We start from the raw sequence: 20,267 nt of genomic DNA, 5'->3' as shown, positions 1-20,267 counted from the left end.
GCCGCTGGCGAGTGATTGGGGTCTTGCATCGGGCATTGTGGAGCAGTGCGTCCATCGATAAGGCGCGGCCCGCCCGGTGGAGTCACCGGAGCGGGCCGCGGTTTGCTGCTCAGCTCATTGCACGGTCGAATGCATCAGAAGGTGCCGCGGATACCCACCATGTACGTGGTACCCGGATCGTACATGTCGTTGACCGCATTGGGATACGCGAAGTAGGAGCGACGCTCCTCGTTGGTGATGTTCTGCACGTTGAAGTAGATCTGCGGCGAGGACGTGATGTTGGTCAGCGTATAGCTGGCCGACAGGTCAAGCTGGCCGCGGTCTTCGCCGTAGAGCTGCGCGAACGGGATGCCCTGCTGGTTCGGACCGGTGCCGACGGCGCCTTCCTGCCAGTTGTACGACAGGCGCACCGAGGCGACGTCGTTCTCCCAGTAGGCGGTGGCGTTCCACAGGCTCGGTGCCACGCCGTAGACATTGCCGGCCAGTGCCTTGGCGTCCTTGCCGATCGTGCTGATGTCGAGCTTGGAGTAGTTGGCCATGAAGCCCAGGCCCTCGAACAGGAAGCTCAGCGGCTGCACCCAGATCACTTCCAGGCCCTGGATCTCCAGTTCGGCATCGGCGTTGACCTGCTGCTGCACGTTGACGGTCGCAACGTTCGGACCGCCACGCGAGTTGATCGCCTGCTGCTGCGAGTCCACCAGCGTGTCGAACGGAATGCCCAGGTCGGTGAACGGGCGCGTGGTCACGCCCTGGTAGGTGTAGCCCTCGATGCGCTTGTTGAACAGGGTCAGGCCGACGAAGCCCTCGGCGCCGGTGTACCACTCGCCACCGATGTCGAAGTTGGTGGAGATGTACGGTGTCAGGTCCGGATTGCCCTGCGTGGCCACCTGCGCCGAGATGTCGGTGAAGGTGGTTGCCGGCAGCATCGAGCTGGGGTTCGGGCGGGTCATGGTGCGGGAAGCCGAGGTGCGCAGGACGACATTTTCGGCCACGTCCCACGCCGCACTGAACGACGGCAGCCATTCGTCGTAATCGCTGGTCAGTGTCTGGTACTGGCGCACGCCGCCGATCGTCACCGGGCCGCTGATGTCCTGGTCTGTGGACGCATAACGCACGCCGAGGTTGTAGCGCAGGTTGCGGTGCCAGACCTCCGACTCGCCGTTGACCATGACGAAGGCCGCGGTGTTGGCCTCGTCGAAGCCGCCGGTGGGAGCGCCAGTGTTGGCGCCGCTGGCCTCGGCTGCCGTATCGCGGTAGAACGCGTAGTTGGTGTCGGCCATGAAACGGTCGAAGTCAACCGTCACGAAACCGAACGGCCCCGGCGAGATGTAGTTGGGCAGTTCCGAGCTGGGCACCTGCGAGAACGCGTACGGCTGCCAGTTGGTGCCGGTATCGCCGAAGCCGCGGATGGTGCGGGCATTCTCGTCCCATGCCATGCCGAAGGTGACGTTGTTCTTGTCGTCGCCCAACTGCAGGCTGGCATTGAGCCCCTTGGTTTCGGTCACGCGCTTCTCGTTCTGCGCCCACACGCGGCCGCCCGTCCAGGTCCACCCCAGGTTCGGATCATTCAGATCCAGGTCGGTGGTCCAGCTCGGGATGTCGCCGTTGTTGGTGTACTGCAGCGTGGTGAAGGGCGAGTTGAAGAGGATGGTGGGCGAATCGCGACGCATCCAGCTGCGGCTGTAGCTGCCCTGCACGTCCAGCTTGACGTCTTCATCGAAATAGAACGTGCCGCCCGGCGTGACCTGCCAGTACTCCACTTCCTCGGTGTAGGGACGCGCTTCGAGGAAGAACTGGGCATTGGTGAACGTGGCGCTGGTAACGACGTTGTTGGCGTCGAGCTGCATGTCCAACGGGATCATGCCGCCGTTGCGACCGATCAGGTTCATGTCGATGCGGTCGTTGGTGCGCTTTGCCTTGGAGTACAGGACGTCCATGTACATCTCGGCGCTCTCGTTCGGACGCCACTGCACGGAGCCCAGGAACGAGTCGCGATCGCGGTCGCCGGACATGTGCACCGGACGGCCCAGGCGCGGGATCAGCGCTTCGCCGATCTGCGCGCTGGTCAGGCCCGGGTTGTGCGACTGCAGCCAGGCCGCGTCGATGGGCTGGGTCGGCGTGAGGCCTGCGGCAATCGTCGATGCGTTGTTCGGCACCGCGTCCGGAATGCGCCAGCCATTGCCGCCGCTCATGTTGCATGCCGTGCCTAGGGCCGGGAAGCCCGCGGCAGCGCCGCCGTTCCCGCATTGCGCGTTGGTCAGGTTCGGGTTGGTCCAGCCGACGGTTTCGTAGCCTTCCACGCCGATCGAGCCACGCTGCGAGGTCACGCCGCCGAGCACGCCGAAGGTGTGGTCGTCATTGATCCAGCTGCCGATCACGGTGCCGCGCGGATCGACGTTCTCGCTGTTGGTGTTGTAGCCGGCCTCGAGTGCGTAGGTGACCTGCGACTCGGGGTTGTCGAACGGGCGCACGTTGCGCATGTCGACGATACCGGCCGCACCGCCTTCGGTCAGCGCCGCGGTCGGCGACTTGTAGACCTTGAGCTGGTTGAAGAACTCGCTCGGGAACAGGTTCAGGTCGACTTCGCGGTTCTGGTTGGTCGCATCCAGGCCGATCGAGGCGGTGGCGACCGAGACGCCGTTGATGGTCGTCTTGGTGAAACTGGACGGCAAGCCGCGAATGGCGATGTTGAGGCCTTCGCCGTTGACGTCGCGGTTGAGCTGGATGCCCGGGATGCGCGCCAGCGACTCGGCGATGTTCACGTCGGGGAACTTGCCGATGTCCTCGGCGAAGATCGAATCGGTGAAGCCGGTCGAGTCGCGCTTGTCCTGCGTCGAGTACTGCAGGCTCTGGCGGAAACCGGTGGCAACCACGCGGTCGAGTTCCCGGATCTGGTCGGCCGCGCTCGCCGGGGCCGATGCCTGTGCGTCAGCTGCACCGGCGGCCGCGGGCGCCACGGTGGTGGTGGTGGTGGTCTCTTGCGACGCCTGCGCCTGTGTCTCGACCTGCACCTGCGGCGCCGGTTGAGCCTGCTGGGCGATGGCGGAAGTGCTCGCCATCCCGATCAGCGCCATTCCCAAGGCACGCGACAATGCCGTTCTTGCGAAAACGATTTGCACCGTACTCCCCTCCCGTTTCTGGTGTTCCGGCAGCGCGCGACGTTGGCGCGGCCTGCGATTGGATGTGTGTTTTTTGGCTACATCGGTGATGGCGCTACAAATCCGTCTGAGGCGGTCCGGGCGGATGGTAGCGCTACCATTTTTGCCTCGCACGCTGCATAGCAACATGAGCCGTTTTGCCGAGAGAGGACGGGGCGCGTGTTCGGCACTTCGGTCGCAAGCTGCTGGCACCACGACGATTTTGCTTCTGTGACCGCCGTCGAAAGGCAGTAGCCCGGTCACCGATTCCTGTGCTAATGCTAGCGCTAACACTAAGTGGCGCCTGCGTGGCAAACGCAGGGAAACCGCAGGAAACCCGTGATGAAACGCTTCGACATGCCTGCGCAAAGCTCGCTGCATCGCAACAAATTGCTGTCCGCTGACGGCGCCACCGCGATACCGGCGAAAATGCGGACGGCGGCGGCATGAGCGCGGCTTCGGCAACGGCGACGGAAACAGCGCCGGCCGGCAAGGTCGGCATGTACCGCTGGCGCATCTGCGCCCTGCTCCTGCTGGCGACCACGATCAACTACATCGATCGCCAGGTACTCGGCGTGCTGGCGCCGTTCCTGCAGGACGAGATCGGCTGGAACGAGATCCAGTACGGCTACATCGTCACCGCTTTCCAGGCGGCTTATGCGATTGGCCTGCTCTGCGCCGGCGCGATCATCGACCGCCTCGGCACGCGCGTGGGCTATGCGATCGCGATCAGCATCTGGAGCCTGGCGGCGATGAGCCATTCGCTCGCCGCCAGCGTGATTGGCTTTGCCGCCGCACGCTTCGTGCTTGGCTTCGGCGAGGCCGGCAATTTCCCGGCCGCGATCAAGACCGTGGCCGAGTGGTTCCCGCGCAAGGAACGGGCGCTGGCCACGGGCATCTTCAACTCCGGCTCGAATGTCGGCGCGATCGTGGCGCCGATGATGGTGCCGGTGGTGGCCGCGACGTGGGGTTGGCAGGCAGCGTTCCTGGTGACCGGCGCGCTCAGCGCGGCATGGCTGGTCGCCTGGCTGCTGATCTATCGCACGCCCGAGGAACAACCCGGGCTCAGCGCCGCGGAACTGGCGTACATCCGCAGCGACCCGGCCGAGCCGACGGTGCGCGTGCCGTGGTCGCGCATCCTGCGCCATCGCCAGGCCTGGGCATTCGTCGCGGCGAAGTTCATCACCGACCCGATCTGGTGGTTCTTCCTGTTCTGGCTGCCCAAGTTCCTGCACGCCGAATACGGACTGACGCTGCTTGGCCTGGGCCTGCCGCTGATCGTGATCTTCGTGCTGGCCGATGTCGGCAGCATCGCCGGTGGCTGGCTGGCCGGGCGTTTCATCAAGCGCGGCTGGAGCGTCAATCGCGCGCGCAAGACCGCCATGGGCATCTGCGGCTTGGCCGTGGTGCCAATCGTGTTCGCCGCGCAGGCCGACAACCTCTGGCTCGCGGTCGGCCTGATCGGCCTGGCAACGGCCGGCCACCAGGGCTGGTCGGCGAATGTGTTCACCCTGACCTCGGACATGTTCCCGCGTCGCGCGGTTGCGTCCGTGGTCGGCATTGGCGGCTTCGCCGGCGCGGTCGGCGGGATGATGATCGCCACGTTCACCGGCTTCCTGCTGCAGACCACCGGCAGCTATCTGCCGGTGTTCCTGATGGCCGGCTCGGCCTACCTGATCGCGCTGCTGGCGGTGCACCTGCTGGCGCCGCGCCTGGAGCCGGCGCAGCTGGAGCCGGCACAGCTGGAATCGACGGACGCATGAGTATCTTCACGGGGGAGGGAAAGATGAAATCGTTGCTTTTGGCCATCCTGGTTGCCATGCCGCTTGCGCTGCACGCGCAGGGCGCACCGCTCGCGTCCGGCCAGCAGAAGTTCCTCGGCAGCGTCCACAGCCCCACCCAGATCCCCGGCTTCGCCAGCTACTGGAACAAGGTCACGCCGGAAAATGCCGGCAAGTGGGGCTCGGTGGAAGCCGTGCGCGACCAGATGGACTGGAGCGGACTGGATGCGGCCTACCAGTTCGCCAGGAGCCACGGTTTCCCGTTCCAGATGCACGTGATGATCTGGGGCAACCAGCAGCCGGAGTGGGTGGAGACGCTGCCGCCGAAGGAACAGCGCGAGGAGATCGAAGAGTGGTTCGCCGCGGTCGCGCAGCGCTACCCCGACCTGGACTACGTCGAAGTGGTCAACGAAGCGCTCAATGACCCGCCCAGCAAGGACGACGAAGGCGGCGGCAACTACATCAACGCGCTCGGCGGCAGTGGCGCCACGGGCTGGGACTGGATCGTGGAGTCCTACCGTCTCGCCCGCAAAACGTTCCCGCACGCCAAGCTGCTGATCAACGACTACAACATCACCAACAAGGACGAGAACACCCGTCGCTATCTCGAGATCATCGGGCTGCTGCAGAAGGATCATCTCCTCGACGGCATCGGCGTGCAGGGCCACGCCTTCGCGACCAAGGCCGACACGCCGATGGCGGTGCATCGCGCCAACCTCGACCGCCTTGCCGCCACTGGCTTGCCGATCTACGTGACCGAGCTCGACATCGACGGCGCAACCGACGCCCAGCAGCTCAAGGACTACCAGCGGATCTTCCCGGTGTTCTGGGAGCATCCCGGGGTCAAGGGCATCACGCTCTGGGGCTATCGCCCGGGCATGTGGCGCAGCAAGGAAAAGGCCTACCTGGTGCGCAAGGACGGCAGCGAGCGGCCGGCCCTGGCCTGGCTGCGGGGTTATGTGCGTGGCGTGACAGGACCGTCCACCGCGACCGGTACCAATATCGATGCCGATATCGATACCGCCACTGCGAAATGATGAGACAGCAAGCACCATGAACAGCAAATCCCTCGACCTGCATCCGGACCGCCTCTTTCCCGCCGACGCCGGCGCGCGCGCGATCGCTCGGCGGCTGTACCGCGAGGTCGCGCAACTGCCGATCATCAGCCCGCACGGGCACACCGACCCGTCCTGGTTCGCAGGCAACGCAGCATTCGCCAACGCCACCGACCTGCTGCTGATCCCGGACCACTACGTGTTCCGCATGCTCTACAGCCAGGGCATCGAACTGGACGCGCTCGGCATCCCGCGTCGCGACGGCTCGCGCTCGGCGGTGGACCCGCGTGCGGCGTGGCGGCTGTTCGCCTCCAATTTCCATCTGTTCCGCGGCACGCCGTCGTCGATGTGGCTCAACCATGTCTTCCACGAGGTCTTCGGCCTGCGCGAGCGCCTGGATGCCGGCAGCGCCGACCGCTACTACGACCACATCACCGCGGCGCTGCAGCAACCGGAGTTCCGACCGCGTGCATTGTTCGACCGCTTCCGCATCGAGTTGCTGGCAACCACCGAATCACCGCTCGACCCACTCGATCACCACGCCGCGATCCGCGCCAGTGGCTGGCCGGGACGCGTGGTCACGGCCTACCGGCCCGATCCAGTGGTCGATCCCGAGCACGAAGAGTTCGCCGTCTCGCTGGAGCGCTTCGGCGAGATCACCGGCGAGAACGTCTACAGCTGGGACGGCTACCTGCGCGCGCACCGGCAGCGCCGCGCCGCGTTCGCTGCGATGGGCGCGACTTCGACCGACCACGGCCACCCCAGCGCCGCGACCGCCGACCTGCCGGCCGACGAAGCACGCCGCCTGTTCGAGAAGGTCTCCCGTGGCGGCGCCAGCGCGGCCGAGGCGGAACTGTTCCGCGCCCAGGTGCTGACCGAGATGGCGGCGATGAGCCTGGACGACGGCCTGGTGATGCAGATCCACCCCGGCTGCTTCCGCAACCACAACGCCCGCCTGTTCGAACGCTTCGGCCGCGACAAGGGCGCCGACATGCCGATGCGCACCGACTACGTCAACGCGCTCAAGCCGCTGCTCGACCGTTTCGGCAACGACGCGCGGTTGCGCGTGATCGTTTTCACCCTCGACGAGAGCACCTACGCGCGCGAACTGGCGCCGCTGGCCGGGCACTACCCGGCACTGTTCCTCGGCCCGGCGTGGTGGTTCCACGACGCGCCCGAAGGCATGTGGCGATTCCGCGAGCAGACGCTCAGCAGCGGCGGCTTTTACAACACGGTCGGCTTCAACGACGACACGCGTGCGTTCCTGTCGATCCCGGCGCGCCACGACGTTGCCCGACGCGTCGACTGCGCCTTTCTGGCCAAGCTGGTCAGCGAACACCGCATGGACGAGGACGAGGCGGCCGAAGTGGCCATCGACCTCGCCTACCGCTTGCCGAAGCAGGCCTACAAGTTGTGATGCTTGGCCGCCTCCTCCGCTGCTCGGCAGCGCCCCTGCTGGCGCTGCTGGTGCTGTCCGCACCTGTGATGGCAGACGAGGCATCGCCACGCGAGCGTATTTCGATCAACAGCGGCTGGCGTTTCCACCAGGGCGATCCGTCGGATCTGTCGACCCGGCTGGATTACGACGTGCGGCCGAAGGTGTCGGACAACCAGGACGGAAAGGCCGCCGACGCCCGCCCCGAGGAGGCCGAACAGCCCGCGGCGCGGGCCGATGGCGTGCTCAAGCCATGGATCCTGCCCAGCGGCAATGCCTTCATCGCCGACAGGACGCGGCGCCACGTGCGTCCTGCTGGCGATCCTGGCAGTGATGCCGCGTTCGTGCGCAAGGATTTCGATGACCGTGGCTGGCAACGCGTGACGCTGCCGCACGACTGGGCCATCGCCGGACCGTTCCTGCGCGAAGGCCCTTATGGCGGCATGGGCCGACTGCCGAGCTGGGGCATCGGCTGGTACCGCCGCAAGCTCGACATCCCGGCCAGCGACCGTGGCAGATCGGTCTTCCTCGATATCGACGGGGCGATGTCATACGCCACTGTCTGGCTCAACGGCCGCCTCGTGGGCGGCTGGCCGTACGGATACAACTCCTGGCGCGTCGACCTTACGCCGTACCTGAAGCCCGGCGGCGACAACCAGCTGGCGATCCGCCTGGACAACCCGCCCGATTCTGCACGCTGGTACCCGGGTGGCGGGCTCTATCGCAACGTCTGGCTGACCAAGGTCGATGCGGTGCATGTGGCGCACTGGGGAACACAGCTGACGACGCCGCAGGTATCGGCCGGGATGGCGACCGTCCGCCTGGCCGTGACCCTCGACAACGACTCGGGCCGCGACGCCGATGTCGATGTTGCCACCGATATCCTCGCCCTCGATGCCGAGGGCCGCAGTACCGGCGGTGTGGTCGCTCGCATTGAAACGGCGCGTGCGCACGTCGCGGCGAATTCGAGCACCCGCGTGAACGGCGCCACCAGCCTGGCCCATCCGCAGCTGTGGGGTCCACCGCCGACGCAGCGGCCGAACCGCTATGTGGCCGTGACCACCGTGTCGCGTGGCGGTCGCGTGGTCGATCGCCATGAAACGCCGTTCGGCATCCGCTCGGTCCGCTTCGATGCCAACCAGGGTCTCATCGTCAACGGCGAGCGCGTCGTCATCCGCGGTGTCAACAACCACCACGACCTGGGTGCACTCGGCGCGGCGTTCAACACCCGCGCAGCGCAGCGCCAGTTGGAGATCATGCGCGAAATGGGCGCCAACGCCGTGCGCATGAGTCACAACCCGCCGGCGCCGGAACTGCTCGAACTCACCGACCGCATGGGCTTTCTGGTGGTCGACGAGATCTTCGATTCCTGGGAGCGCAAGAAGACGCCGCTCGACTTCCATCTGGTCTTCAAGGACTGGCACGAGCCGGATCTGCGATCGATGCTGCGCCGCGACCGCAACCATCCCTCGATCATCGCCTGGAGCGTCGGCAACGAAGTCGGCGAGCAGTACACCGGCGAGGCAGGCGCTGCGATCGCACGGCGCCTGCACGCCATCGTCCGCGAGGAAGACCCGACCCGGCCGACCACCAACGCGATGAACTGGGCCAAGCCGGACATGCCGTTGTCGGCGGTGTTCGACGTGATCGGCCTGAACTACCAGGGCGAAGGCATCCGCGACACGCCGCAGTTCGAGGGCACCGAGCGCATCCGCACGAAGCCGCAGTACCCGGCGTTCCATGCCAGGTTTCCGGACAAGGCGATCGTCAGCACTGAAACCGCGTCGGCGCTCAGCAGCCGTGGTGCATACCTGTTCCCGGTGACGAAGGAGACCAGCGCGCCGGTTCGTGATGGCCGCGGTGGCGATTCGAAGACCCACCAGGTCAGCGCGTACGAGCTGCACGCGGTGGATTTCGGCTCCAGCGCCGACAAGGTGTTCGCCTCGCTCGACCGCCATCCCTACGTCGCCGGCGAGTTCGTCTGGACGGGCTTCGACTATCTCGGCGAACCCACGCCCTACTACGACTCGCGCAGCTCCTACTCCGGCATCGTCGACCTGGCCGGTTTCCCCAAGGATCGCTTCTACCTGTACCAGTCACGCTGGCGGCCCGATCTGCCGATGGTGCACCTGCTGCCGCACTGGACCTGGCCGGGGCGCGAGGGCCAGGTCACGCCGGTGCATGTGTTCACCTCCGGCGACGAGGCCGAGCTGTTCGTCAATGGCAAGTCGCACGGGCGCCGGAAGAAAGGCCCTTACGAATACCGGTTGCGCTGGGACGACGTCGTCTACCAGCCCGGCGAGTTGCGGGTGCAGGCCTACAAGGATGGCAAGCCATGGGCGCAGGCGAGCACCCGGACGGCGGGCGAGGCAGCGAAGCTGGAGCTGCAGCCGGACCGCCGCGAGATCCACGGCGACGGCACCGACCTGTCGTTCGTGACCGTGCGCGTGCTCGACCACGACGGGCGTCCGGTGCCCTATGCTGCCTCGCGCATCGCCTTCAGCGTGGACGGTCCGGCCGAGATCGTCGCGACCGACAACGGAGACCCGACCGACATGACTGCGTTCCCGTCGCACGAGCGACATGCGTTCAACGGACTGGCACTGGTCATCGTGCGCGCAATGCCGGGCCAGACCGGCACCGTCACCGTGCGCGCGCAATCGGCGCAGCTGCAGGGCGCCGAAACCGTGGTGCGGGTGCAATGATGCGCGCGCCGACGAATCGGGCACTGCGCGTTGCCCTGGCGGTCACGGCGCTGGCCGCGGCAACAGCGTGCGCGTCCGCGGTGCAACACGCGGACCCGGCGACCACCCCGTCGTACCCGACGATCGGGCGCATCACGGTTTACGACGAAGCGCTCGGGACCCTCATCGCCCCCGACGCACGCATCGAGCGGATCGCGGACGGCCTGGAGTGGTCCGAAGGCCCGCTGTGGATGCGTGACGGCAATTACCTGCTGTTCAACGACGTGCCCGGCAACACGATGTACCGCTGGTCGCCGAACGAAGGGAAGTCGGTATTCCTCAAGCCATCCGGCTACGGCGGCACGGACGTGGAAGGACTGCGCGAAGCCGGTGCGAATGGCCTCGACGCCGAACCACAGGGCACGGTGCTGCTCGCAGATTCGGGTTCTCGCCTGATCGCCCGCCTCGACCCGGCAACGAAGCGCAAGACCACGCTTGCCGCCACCTACGCCGGCAAGCGCCTCAACAGCCCCAACGATGTGGTCCGCCATGGCAATGGATCGGTGTACTTCACCGATCCGCCGTATGGCCTGAAAGGCATCGACGAATCACCGCTGAAAGAGCAGCCCGTCAACGGCGTCTATCGCCTTGACCCCGACGGTTCCGTGCACCTGATCGAGGGGGAACTGCGCTTCCCCAACGGCGTGGCGCTCTCGCCGGACCAGCGCACGCTCTACGTGGCCAACTCGGACGAGAAGCGCCCCGTGTGGATGGCATACCGCCTGGACGATCGCGGCAACGCGCTCGACCGGCGCGTGCTCGCGGACGCATCGGACCTGATCGCCGCCGGCGCCTCTGGTGCCCCCGACGGCCTGTGCATCTCCGGCGACGGCCACCTGTTCGCTTCCGCACCGGGCGGCCTGCTGGTCATGGACGCGGACGGCAAGCGCCTGGGCCGCATCGAAACCGGCGCCCGCGTGTCCAACTGCGCATTCGGCGATGACGGCCGCACGCTGTACATGACCTCGCACACCACCGTGGCACGGGTGCGCGTGAAGGTCATGGGCCTGGGTTTCGAGCGCTAGACCTGCCCGACCATGAACGTCCCGCCGGCGCCCGGGCCGGCGCTGGCGTCGCATCGCTATAATTGCCCGGTCTGCCACGCTTCTGAGGGTTTCGCGCCATGCGCAAGTGATGCCGCCGTCCCCGTGACGGTCTGATCGAGTCCACCCCGCGCGGGTGGTTCCGTGTCTCAGGCATCCCCTGGTTTCAGGCATCCCCTGGAGTCCGCATGACGAATACCCTGCTCGCGCTTGAGCGCGTCGCATTTTCCCTGCCCGACGGCAGGATCGTGTTCACCGATCTCGATGCCCGCTTCGACCAGCGCCGCACTGGCCTGGTCGGACGCAACGGTGTCGGCAAGAGCGTGCTCGCCCGCATCATCGCCGGCCACCTGGCGCCGGGCAGCGGCCAATGCCTGCACGCGGGATCCGTCCACTACCTGCCGCAGCAGATCCTGTCCGGCGCCGACGCGAGCGTGGCGGCGGTGGCCGGGGTGCAATCGCGGCTCGATGCCCTCGCCCGCATCGAGACCGGCTCAACCGACCCGTACGATTTCGACATCGTCGGCGAGGGATGGGACATTCGCCAGCGACTGACCGCCGAGCTGGAAGCGCACGGCCTCGGACACCTTCAACCCGGGCAGCTCGCCGCGACGCTGAGTGGCGGTGAACTGACCCGCGTCGCGCTGATGGGCGCCTGGCTGTCGCCCGCCGATTTCCTCGTGCTCGACGAACCCAGCAACCATCTGGATCGTGAGCAACGCGCGATGCTGCTGGCCAAGCTGCAGCAGTGGCGCGGCGGTCTGCTGGTGATCAGCCACGATCGCGAACTGCTGGAATCGATGGAGCGCATCCTCGAGCTGTCGCCGTCCGGCCTTCGGGACTACGCGGGGGGTTATTCGCTCTATGCCCGCCAGCGAACGCAGGAGCGGGAACACGCTGCGCGCGAGCTCGAGCGCCGCAAGCTGGAGCGCAAGCGCGGCGAGATCGAGATGCGCGAGCAACGCGAGCGGCAGGAGCACCGGCTGGCGCGGGCATCGCAGCAGGCGCGCGAGGCCAATCAGGCGAAGATCCTGCTGGGCGGTCTCAGGCAATGGAGCCAGGCTAGTGCGGGAAAGCTGCAGCACCAGCACGCAGCGCGCACCGACACACTGGCAGAAAGCGTCCGCCAGGCCGCCGAACGTGTCGATGACGATGCCGCCATCGCGCTGTTCGCGCCGATGCCGGCGGCCGCGTCGCAGCGCCGGGCTGCGCGCATCGAGCAGCTGCTGCTGCCGCACGGCGCGGCCGGCGCGTTTCCGCTCGATCTGGATGTCGTTGGCTGCCAGCGTATCGGGCTGGTCGGGCGCAACGGCAGTGGCAAGTCGACCCTGCTGAAGGTGCTGGCCGGATGGCTGGCGCCGCTTGCGGGCCAGTGCAGTGTGCACGTTCCAGTCGCCTACTTGTCCCAGCAACTGGAGATGACGTCGGACGATGCCACGCCACTGCAGCTGCTGATGGCGGCCAACCCGATGGCTTCGCAGTCCGACCTTCGCACGCGCCTGGCATTGCTGGGCCTGACCGCCGACATGGCGCTGACGCCCGATCGCCTGCTCAGCGGCGGACAGCGGCTGAAGGCCGCACTGGCCTGTGCGCTGTACGGCGATACTCCCGCGCAGTTGCTGTTGCTCGATGAGCCCACCAACCACCTCGATCTGCCATCGATTGAAGCGTTGGAGCGGGTACTGGTGCAGTACCCCGGCGCGATCGTGGTGGCATCTCATGACGAGACCTTCCTCGACCGCCTGGGCCTCGACGCACGCCTGCACGCGGGGCCGGAAGGCTGGAACCTGACGCCGTGGCCACAGTCATGGATCGCGTGAACCCGCGATGGCCCGGCGTGCTGTCGCCGGATCAGTCCGACAGCGCGCGCCACACCGCCGAGGGCGTTCCGTCGCCTAGTCGGGCGTACGCCTCGCGCACCGCGTCGACGAAGCGCCTGTCGCCCGACAGCGGCGCAAACACGGCGTCCAGCGTCAGGAAGAGAGCGACATCGCTTTCCGGGTCGCCGGTGGTCTTGCGACCGACGTCGACCAGGGCATCCGCCATCGGGTCGACCATCGCGACGCCATTGCGCGCCTGCCGCCGCACGAACTGCATCCATGCCGCCACCGGCAGGCACAGCAGGTCGATCGGGCGACCTGCGGCGAGCGCATCGCTGATGGTGCCGAGCAGTCGCACCGGCAACTTCTGCGAGCCGTCCCACGCGATCTGCAGCAGGCGATGCTGGATCGCCGGATTGCGGAAGCGCGCCAGGATCGCCTCGACGTAAGCACCGGCGTTGAAACCCGCGGGCGCCTTGACGTTCGGCACGATGCCGTCGTGCATCAGGCGCTCGACGAAGCCGGCCAGCACCGGCGTGGCCATGGCCTGGGCAACCGTATCGATCTCCATCAGTGCGCCCAGGTAGGCCAGGGCCGAGTGCGGCGCATTGAGCAGGCGCAGCTTGGCCTTGTCGTACCCGGCGATCTCGCCGCTCAGGGTCACGCCCACGCGTTCGAGATCAGGCCGGCCATTGCAGAAGCTGTCCTCCACCACCCATTGCGTGTAAGCCTCGCGCTGCACCGGCCAGGCATCGGTGCAGCCGAGCTGGTCCGCGACGCGCGCGCGCAGGGCACCGTCAGTTGCGGGGGTGATGCTGTCGACCATCGAGCACGGGAACGCGACCTCGGCTTCGATCCATCGCGCCAGATCGGGATCGATCTGCCGCGCGAACTGCACCACCGCGCGGCCGAGCTTGCGTCCGTTCTCGGGCAGGTTGTCGCAGCTCAGCACGGTGAACGGTGGCAGGCGCAGTCGTCGCCGCGCGGCCAGGCCGGCGACGATGTAGCCGATCGCGCCGGTGGGTGCGTCCGGGTTGGCCAGGTCGTGAACGATCTCGGGATGGGCAAGATCAAGCTCGCTGCCAGACAGGCAGTAGCCCTTTTCGGTAATGGTCAGGGTGACGATGCGCACCAGCGGATCAGCCAGGCGAGCGAGCACCTGGTCGCGCTGCTCGCGCGCGAACAGCAGTTCGCGGATCGAACCGATCACGCGCAGCGAGGGCTTCTCGCCGAGCAGCGCCAGCGTGTACAGGCCGTCCTGCGGCTGCAATGCATCGCGGACATCGGGACTGTTGAGGCTGACGCCGCAGATCGCCCAGTCCGGCTCCCTCGCCAGCACATCGTCCAGGTAGACGGCCTGGTGGGCGCGATGGAACGCGCCAACGCCGATATGGACAATGCCGATGCGCGTGCCGGCGCGGTCGTACGCGGGGCGCACGACGTCCGCCGGCAAGGTGGCAAGGGCGGCCTGGTTCAAGCGGTGCGGCATCAGTACTTCCTTCGATGAAAATCCGATCCCGTCATCCCCGCGAAGGCGGGGATCCAGGGACGTTGCTGTTGCGTCCTCGACGTCCATGGATTCCCGCCTTCGCGGGAATGACGGTGTCGGTGATGCCTACTTCGTGATGCTCAGCTTCCCGGTCGCCCGGATGTCCTCGCTCGACGCACCGACCTGGACCTCGTAGGCACCCGGGTCCACCGCGTAAGCCTTCTTGCCCTCGTCGTAATAACGCAGGTCGGCCATCGGATGGATGACAAACGTCAGTACCCGCTCCTCGCCCGGCTGCAGCGTCACGCGCTGGAAGCCGCGCAGCTCCTTGCGCGCACGCGCCTGCTTCGAATCGACCGCGTGCAGGTACAGCTGCACGACCTCGTCGCCGGCACGCTTGCCGCTGTTGCGCACCTTCAACTTCGCCGTCACCGGCTGCTGCGGACCCGCCTTGGTGCGATCGAGTTGCAGGTCGGAATAGGCGAACGTCGTGTACGACAGTCCGTGACCGAACGGATACAGCGGCTCGCCCGCGAAGTAGCGGTAGGTACGCCCCTGCATTGCGTAATCGTCGAATGCCGGCAGCTTTTCGTCGGCCTTGTAGAACGTCACCGGCAGGCGCCCGGCGGGATTCGCGTCGCCAAACAGCACGTCCGCCACCGCGTTGCCGCCGCGCTGACCCGGGTACCAGGCGAACACGATCGCCGGCACATTCTGTTTGGCCCAATCGACTGACACCGCCGAACCGGCCGTGAGCACCATCACCACCGGCTTGCCGGTCGCGTGCACCGCCTCGAGCAGCTTGCGCTGCGTTGCGGGCAGGCGCATGTCGGTGCGGTCGCCACCGGCAAAGCCCGGGTAGCTGACCGTCATTTCCTCGCCTTCCACATCGCCGGTGAGTCCGCCGACGAAGATCACCACGTCGGAATCGCGCGCCGCCTGCACGGCTTCCTCGAATGGCGGCTTCGCGCCAGGCATGCGCCATGCGAGGCGCACGCCGGCGTCGCGCTCGCCGTCGAAGTACTCCAGCTTGAGGTCGTAGCTTCGGCCGGCCTCCAGCTTCACGCTGGTATTGTCGGCGCGCAAGCGGTCGGTGGCATCCCAGTGGTCAAGCAGCAGCTTGCCGTCCAGGTACAGTCGGAAGCCGTCGTTGGCGGCGGCTTCGAGCTGGTAGGTGCCCGACACCGGCGGCAGCAGCTGGCCGCTCCAGCGGATGCTGAAGTTGTCCGACGGTACAGACTGGCCGCCGTGGGCTTCACCGCGTGCCATCAGGTTGTCGGTCGGCGAACCGCGGTCCCAGCGGAACCCGATCTGCGAATCGACGCGGACCAGTGCCGGCGTGCCGGACAGGTCCTTGCTGCGGAAGTACTCGCCGCGCAGGCCGCGCTCGGTCGAGCCTTTTTCCGGGCGCAGGTACTGCGGTTCGATCAGCGGCGTCGCCGCCGGGTCGTCGCGACCTTCGACCAGGTCGACGCCACGCGCATGCACGACCTGCGCGTTGGGCGCGGCCTCGCGGATGCCCTGCAGGATCGTCACCGGTGCGGCGGGCGTGCCGTAGTAGTTGCCGAGCAACGCCATCGTGTCGTCAGCGGTCGGACCGACCACCGCGATGCGCCTGGTATCGCGCGAAAGCGGCAGCACGCCGTCGTTCTTCAGCAGCACGATCGACTCCTGTGCCACCTTGCGCGACAGCGCGTCGTGCGCGGGCGACTGGTTCACCGAATACGGGATGCCGGCCCAGCGGACCTTTTCCGGCGGATCGAACATGCCCAGGCGCATCCGCGCCGTGAACAGCATCGTCAGCGCATGGTCGATCTCGGCCTCGCTGATCAGGCCCTTCTTTACCGCGACCGGCAGCGACGGCATGTAGGTGTCGCCGCAGTCGAGCTGCGTGCCGTTCTTCACGGCCAGCGCCGCGGCCTCCTCGGGCGTGGCGACGATCTTGTGGTGCTTCCAGATGTCGACGATGGCCCAGCAGTCGGAGACGACGTAGCCCTTGAAGCCCCACTGCCCGCGCAGCGTGTCCTGCAGCAGGAACTTGCTGGCGCTGGCGGACTCGCCGTAGACGCGGTTGTAGGCGCCCATCACCGCATCGACCTGGCCTTCCTTCACCAGCGCTTCGAACGCGGGCAGGTAGGTCTCGTACAGGTCGCGCTGGCTCGGGCGCGCATCGAAGGTGTGGCGATCGGCCTCCGGACCGCTGTGCACGGCGAAGTGCTTGGCGGTGGCGTCGAGCTTGCGGTACTTCGGGTCGTCGCCCTGCAGGCCCTTCACGAATGCCACGCCCATGCGCGAGGTGAGGTAGGGGTCTTCGCCGTAGGTCTCCTGGCCGCGGCCCCAGCGCGGGTCGCGGAAGATGTTGATGTTGGGCGACCAGAAGGTCAGGCCCTGGTAGCGGCCGTGCTGGCCCTGGCGCACGAACTCGTGGTGCTTGGCGCGCGCCTCGTCGCTGATGGCGCTGGAGACCTCGCCCATCAGCGGCACATCGAAGGTCGCCGCCATGCCGATCGCCTGCGGAAACACCGTCGCCGCGCCTGCGCGCGCGACGCCGTGCAGCGCCTCGTTCCACCAGTCGTAGGCCGGGACTCCCAGGCGGTCGATGGCCGGCGCCGCGTTCTGCATCTGCGCGGCCTTCTCGTCGAGGGTCATGTGCGAGACCAGATCGGCGGCGCGCTCCTCGAAGCTGCGATCGAGGTCGAGGTAGGCCGGGGATGCGGCGGCCGGTGGCGCGCCAAGCGCCTGCGCGCTGGTGACGAGCAATGCCAGTGCCGACATCACGGCCAGGTGGCGACTACGCAGGTTGTTCATTGGTCCGTCTCCGTGCGCGCATAGGGCCCCACCACCGCGCCGACGAATCCGCCGGCGACATCGGTGCTGAGGATGGTTCCGTCGTCATCGCGCCGCAGCCACTGCCAGCCCTTGCCGTCGGCATCGAAGCCGAACGAGTAGGCGCCAGCGTCAGCGGTGATCTTCAGTTTCAGGGTCTTCTCATCGGCAATGCTGGCCGTGGCGACGGTGCTGGCCTCGCCGGCGCTGCTGCGCTGCAGGAACACCTGCAAACCGGCGCCACGGCGACGCACCCCAAGGAAGTACCAGTAGCGCTCGTTCTGGAATGCGGCGATGCCTGCCTCGGTCCCCGCCTCCGTCGGCACCGTCAGCGAGGTGCTTGCCTCGAAGGCCAGATGCTGCTGCCTGCGGGCAAGGAACGAGGGATTTCGCAGCGTGTCCAGGCCTTCCGCCAGCGGATGGATCGCCAGCTTCCCGCGCTGCGCCGTGAGATCGGCCCACGGCTGCTTCGGCACGCGCAGCTGCATCCACGCGCGGTCGAGCGCCGGCTTGTCGAACTCGTCGCGCCAGGTGAAGTTGCCGGTCATCGGCGCCTGCGTGGCCTTGCGATCGATGAAGGCAGGACCTGCCAGCACCTGCGGTATCGCGCGACCGTGTTCCAGGATCGTCGGCCAGCCGTCTTTCCACGTCACCGGCAGCAGATAGGTCTCGCGGCCGGTGTTGTAGTGCACGCCACCGTAGTTGCGGCTGGCGAGGAAGATCGCCCACCAGCTGCCATCGAGGCCTTCGACCAGGTCGGCGTGGCCGGCATTGGTGATCGGGTTCGCACGGCCGGGATCGAGATCGCGCTGGGTCAGGATCGGGTTGTGCTCGTACGGCGCGTATGGCCCCCACACCGAACGGCTGCGCAGCACCACCTGCGAATGATCCGGCCCGGTGCCGCCCTCGGCGCAGACCAGGTAGTACCAGCCTTCGCGCTGGTACACATGCGGGCCTTCGATCCAGATCGGGTTCTTCGACGGGTCCACGCCGCCATCGATCAGCACCTTGCGCGGACCGACCGGCTTGCGTTGCGCCAGATCGAACTGCTGCATCCAGATCGCGCGATGGCCGTCGTAACGCGGCTTGCCCTCCGGCTCACCGTTGTTGAGCAGGTAGGCCTTGCCGTCGCGATCGAAGAACAGCGACGGATCGATGCCGTCGATGTCCTTCAGCCAGACCGGATCCGACCACGGCCCGGCCGGGTTCTTCGCGGTCACCAGGAAATTGCCGCCGTTGTCGACCGCGGTGTTGACGACGTAGAAGGTGCCGTCGTGGTACGAGATCGTCGGCGCGAACACGCCACGCGACATGCCCAGGCCATCGAAGTCCAGCTGCGACGGCCGCTCGATGGCGTTGCCCACCTGCTGCCAGTGCACCAGGTCGCGGCTCTCGAACACCGGGATGCCCGGGAAGTAGGCGAAGCTCGAGTTGACCAGGTAGTAGCGGTCGCCCGCGCGCACCACGGCCGGATCAGGGTGGAACCCGGCGAGCACCGGATTGCGGTAGCTGCCCGCCGGCAACGGCTGCTCGAACGTGGCGTCGTGGCCGCTGTACTGGAACCAGTCGAACAGCACCGGTTCGCCCGCATGCAGGGGTGCCGCCGACAGCGCCAGCAGCAGCGGGCACAGCAGTGAGGGCATCCGTGCGCAGAGCAGCCGTCGCATCGCCATCACCAGTCCCACATCGAGCCGTCTTCCAGGCGCGCGATCGGCAGTTGCTTGGGCTGGTACGGATAGCGCGCGGCCAGCTTCTCGTCGATGGTGACGCCGTGGCCCGGCGTGTCGCCGACGTGCAGGCGACCGTCCCGGAACACATAGTCGTGCGGGAAGACCTCATTGGCTTCGTCGGAGTGGAACATGTACTCCTGGATGCCGAAATTGGGGACCCAGGTGTCGAAATGCAGGGCCGCGCCCATGCACACCGGCGACAGGTCGGTGGCGCCATGGAACCCCGTGCGCACCTGGTGCAGCCCGGCGAAGTCGGCCAGGCGGCGGATATGGGTGATGCCGCCGCCATGCACGATCGTGGTGCGGATGTAGTCGATCAGCTGGTTCTCGATCAGGTGCTTGCAGTCCCAGATCGAGTTGAACACTTCGCCCACCGCCAGCGGCGTGACCGAGTGCTGGCGGATCAGCTCGAACGACTTCTGGTTCTCGGCAGGCGTGGCGTCCTCGAGCCAGAACAGCCGGTACGGCTCGACATCGCGGGCCAGGCGCGCGGCCTCGATCGGGCTGAGGCGGTGGTGCACGTCGTGCAGCAGTTCGACATCGTTGCCGTGGTCGGCGCGCAGGCGCTCGAACAGCTTCGGCACCACTTCCAGGTACTTCGGCGTCGACCACACCGTCTCGGCGGGCAGTTCGCTTTCGGCTGGCTCGTAGGGCTTGCCGGCGGTGGAGATGCCGTAGGCCTTCTTCACGCCCGGCACGCCGCATTGCGCGCGCACGGCGAGGAAACTTTTCTCGCGGTACTTGCCGACTTCCTCGCTGGCCTCGCTGATGTCGCGGCCGTTGGCGTGGGCATAGACCAGGGCGCCTTCGCGCGAGCGGCCGCCGAGCAGCTGGTACAGCGGCAGCCCGGCCATCTTGCCGAGGATGTCCCACAACGCGACGTCGACGGCCGCTATCGCGGTCATCGTCACCGGCCCGCGGCGCCAGTAGGCGCCACGGTAGAAGAACTGCCAGATGTCCTCGATGCGGCCGGCGTCGCGGCCGATCAGGTTCGGCACCAGGTGGTCCTGCAGGTAGGACGCCACCGCCAGTTCGCGGCCATTGAGCGTCGCATCGCCCAGGCCGACGACGCCGGAGCGGGTTTCGATGCGAAGGGTGACGAAGTTGCGTCCCGGGCAGGTGACGATGACGCGCGCGTCGACGATCTCGCGGTCACGCGAGGAGCCGTGCGTGCTGGTTTCGGTTGGGGGGTTCGTGCTCATCATCG

Annotated in this window: 11 protein-coding genes; 6 read left to right on the top strand and 5 right to left on the bottom strand. The window is 67.1% G+C overall.

Going from position 1 to position 20,267, the window contains the following annotated elements; all coding sequences use genetic code 11:
- Positions 1-134 precede the first annotated feature (134 nt).
- Positions 135-3,059 (bottom strand): TonB-dependent receptor, encoded by a 2,925-nt coding sequence (locus AC1DER_RS11805; protein WP_477243621.1) that lies wholly within the window; start codon positions 3,057-3,059, stop codon positions 135-137.
- Between the two features lie 524 nt (positions 3,060-3,583).
- Here AC1DER_RS11805 and AC1DER_RS11800 point away from each other — a divergent pair.
- The 6 genes from AC1DER_RS11800 to AC1DER_RS11775 all read left to right on the top strand — a co-directional run bounded on the left by AC1DER_RS11800 (position 3,584) and on the right by AC1DER_RS11775 (position 13,015).
- Positions 3,584-4,900, top strand: a complete 1,317-nt coding sequence (locus AC1DER_RS11800) for an MFS transporter (RefSeq protein WP_477357976.1) — start codon at positions 3,584-3,586, stop codon at positions 4,898-4,900.
- 23 nt (positions 4,901-4,923) lie between these two features.
- Positions 4,924-5,955, top strand: coding sequence for an endo-1,4-beta-xylanase (locus AC1DER_RS11795; protein WP_477243625.1), 1,032 nt, complete (start codon positions 4,924-4,926; stop codon positions 5,953-5,955).
- A 16-nt stretch (positions 5,956-5,971) separates the two neighbouring features.
- On the top strand, positions 5,972-7,390 hold the full coding sequence (gene uxaC / locus AC1DER_RS11790) for a glucuronate isomerase (protein ID WP_477243627.1): 1,419 nt from the start codon (positions 5,972-5,974) through the stop codon (positions 7,388-7,390).
- Entirely contained in the window at positions 7,390-10,113 is a 2,724-nt protein-coding gene (gene galB / locus AC1DER_RS11785; protein ID WP_477243629.1) for a beta-galactosidase GalB, read from the top strand. Before uxaC ends, galB begins: the two co-directional genes overlap by 1 nt.
- Positions 10,113-11,177 (top strand): SMP-30/gluconolactonase/LRE family protein, encoded by a 1,065-nt coding sequence (locus AC1DER_RS11780; RefSeq protein WP_477243631.1) that lies wholly within the window; start codon positions 10,113-10,115, stop codon positions 11,175-11,177. The genes galB and AC1DER_RS11780 overlap by 1 nt, the downstream gene beginning before the upstream one ends.
- 206 nt (positions 11,178-11,383) lie before the next feature.
- Positions 11,384-13,015, top strand: coding sequence for an ABC-F family ATP-binding cassette domain-containing protein (locus AC1DER_RS11775; RefSeq protein WP_477243633.1), 1,632 nt, complete (start codon positions 11,384-11,386; stop codon positions 13,013-13,015).
- A gap of 31 nt (positions 13,016-13,046) precedes the next feature.
- Here the strand turns inward: AC1DER_RS11775 and AC1DER_RS11770 are convergent, their stop codons facing one another.
- The 4 genes from AC1DER_RS11770 to manD form a co-directional block, all read right to left on the bottom strand.
- On the bottom strand, positions 13,047-14,504 hold the full coding sequence (locus AC1DER_RS11770; protein ID WP_477243635.1) for a mannitol dehydrogenase family protein: 1,458 nt from the start codon (positions 14,502-14,504) through the stop codon (positions 13,047-13,049).
- A 126-nt stretch (positions 14,505-14,630) separates the two neighbouring features.
- The gene (locus AC1DER_RS11765; protein ID WP_477243763.1) at positions 14,631-17,279 is read right to left on the bottom strand and encodes a glycoside hydrolase family 3 protein; all 2,649 of its coding nucleotides are present in this window, start codon (positions 17,277-17,279) and stop codon (positions 14,631-14,633) included.
- Between the two features lie 29 nt (positions 17,280-17,308).
- Positions 17,309-18,973, bottom strand: coding sequence for a glycoside hydrolase family 43 protein (locus AC1DER_RS11760; RefSeq protein ID WP_477243765.1), 1,665 nt, complete (start codon positions 18,971-18,973; stop codon positions 17,309-17,311).
- Between the two features lie 29 nt (positions 18,974-19,002).
- A complete protein-coding gene (gene manD / locus AC1DER_RS11755) occupies positions 19,003-20,262 on the bottom strand; it encodes a D-mannonate dehydratase ManD (RefSeq protein WP_477243637.1) in 1,260 nt (419 codons plus the stop codon).
- Positions 20,263-20,267 lie beyond the last annotated feature (5 nt).

The sequence above is a fragment of the Lysobacter sp. 05T417 genome, assembly GCF_056396405.1.
The sequence above is the reverse complement of the archived record's forward strand: the minus strand, read 5'-3'. Positions and strand labels throughout refer to the sequence as shown.

Coding starts and splice junctions, on each gene's coding strand:
- AC1DER_RS11770 (WP_477243635.1), bottom strand. CDS start 14,504: ATGCCGCACCGCTTGAACCAGGCCGCCCTTGCCACCTTGCCGGCGGAC.
- galB (WP_477243629.1), top strand. CDS start 7,390: ATGCTTGGCCGCCTCCTCCGCTGCTCGGCAGCGCCCCTGCTGGCGCTG.
- AC1DER_RS11800 (WP_477357976.1), top strand. CDS start 3,584: ATGAGCGCGGCTTCGGCAACGGCGACGGAAACAGCGCCGGCCGGCAAG.
- AC1DER_RS11775 (WP_477243633.1), top strand. CDS start 11,384: ATGACGAATACCCTGCTCGCGCTTGAGCGCGTCGCATTTTCCCTGCCC.
- AC1DER_RS11765 (WP_477243763.1), bottom strand. CDS start 17,279: ATGTCGGCACTGGCATTGCTCGTCACCAGCGCGCAGGCGCTTGGCGCG.
- AC1DER_RS11760 (WP_477243765.1), bottom strand. CDS start 18,973: ATGCCCTCACTGCTGTGCCCGCTGCTGCTGGCGCTGTCGGCGGCACCC.
- AC1DER_RS11795 (WP_477243625.1), top strand. CDS start 4,924: ATGAAATCGTTGCTTTTGGCCATCCTGGTTGCCATGCCGCTTGCGCTG.
- AC1DER_RS11805 (WP_477243621.1), bottom strand. CDS start 3,059: ATGGCGAGCACTTCCGCCATCGCCCAGCAGGCTCAACCGGCGCCGCAG.
- uxaC (WP_477243627.1), top strand. CDS start 5,972: ATGAACAGCAAATCCCTCGACCTGCATCCGGACCGCCTCTTTCCCGCC.
- manD (WP_477243637.1), bottom strand. CDS start 20,262: ATGAGCACGAACCCCCCAACCGAAACCAGCACGCACGGCTCCTCGCGT.
- AC1DER_RS11780 (WP_477243631.1), top strand. CDS start 10,113: ATGCGCGCGCCGACGAATCGGGCACTGCGCGTTGCCCTGGCGGTCACG.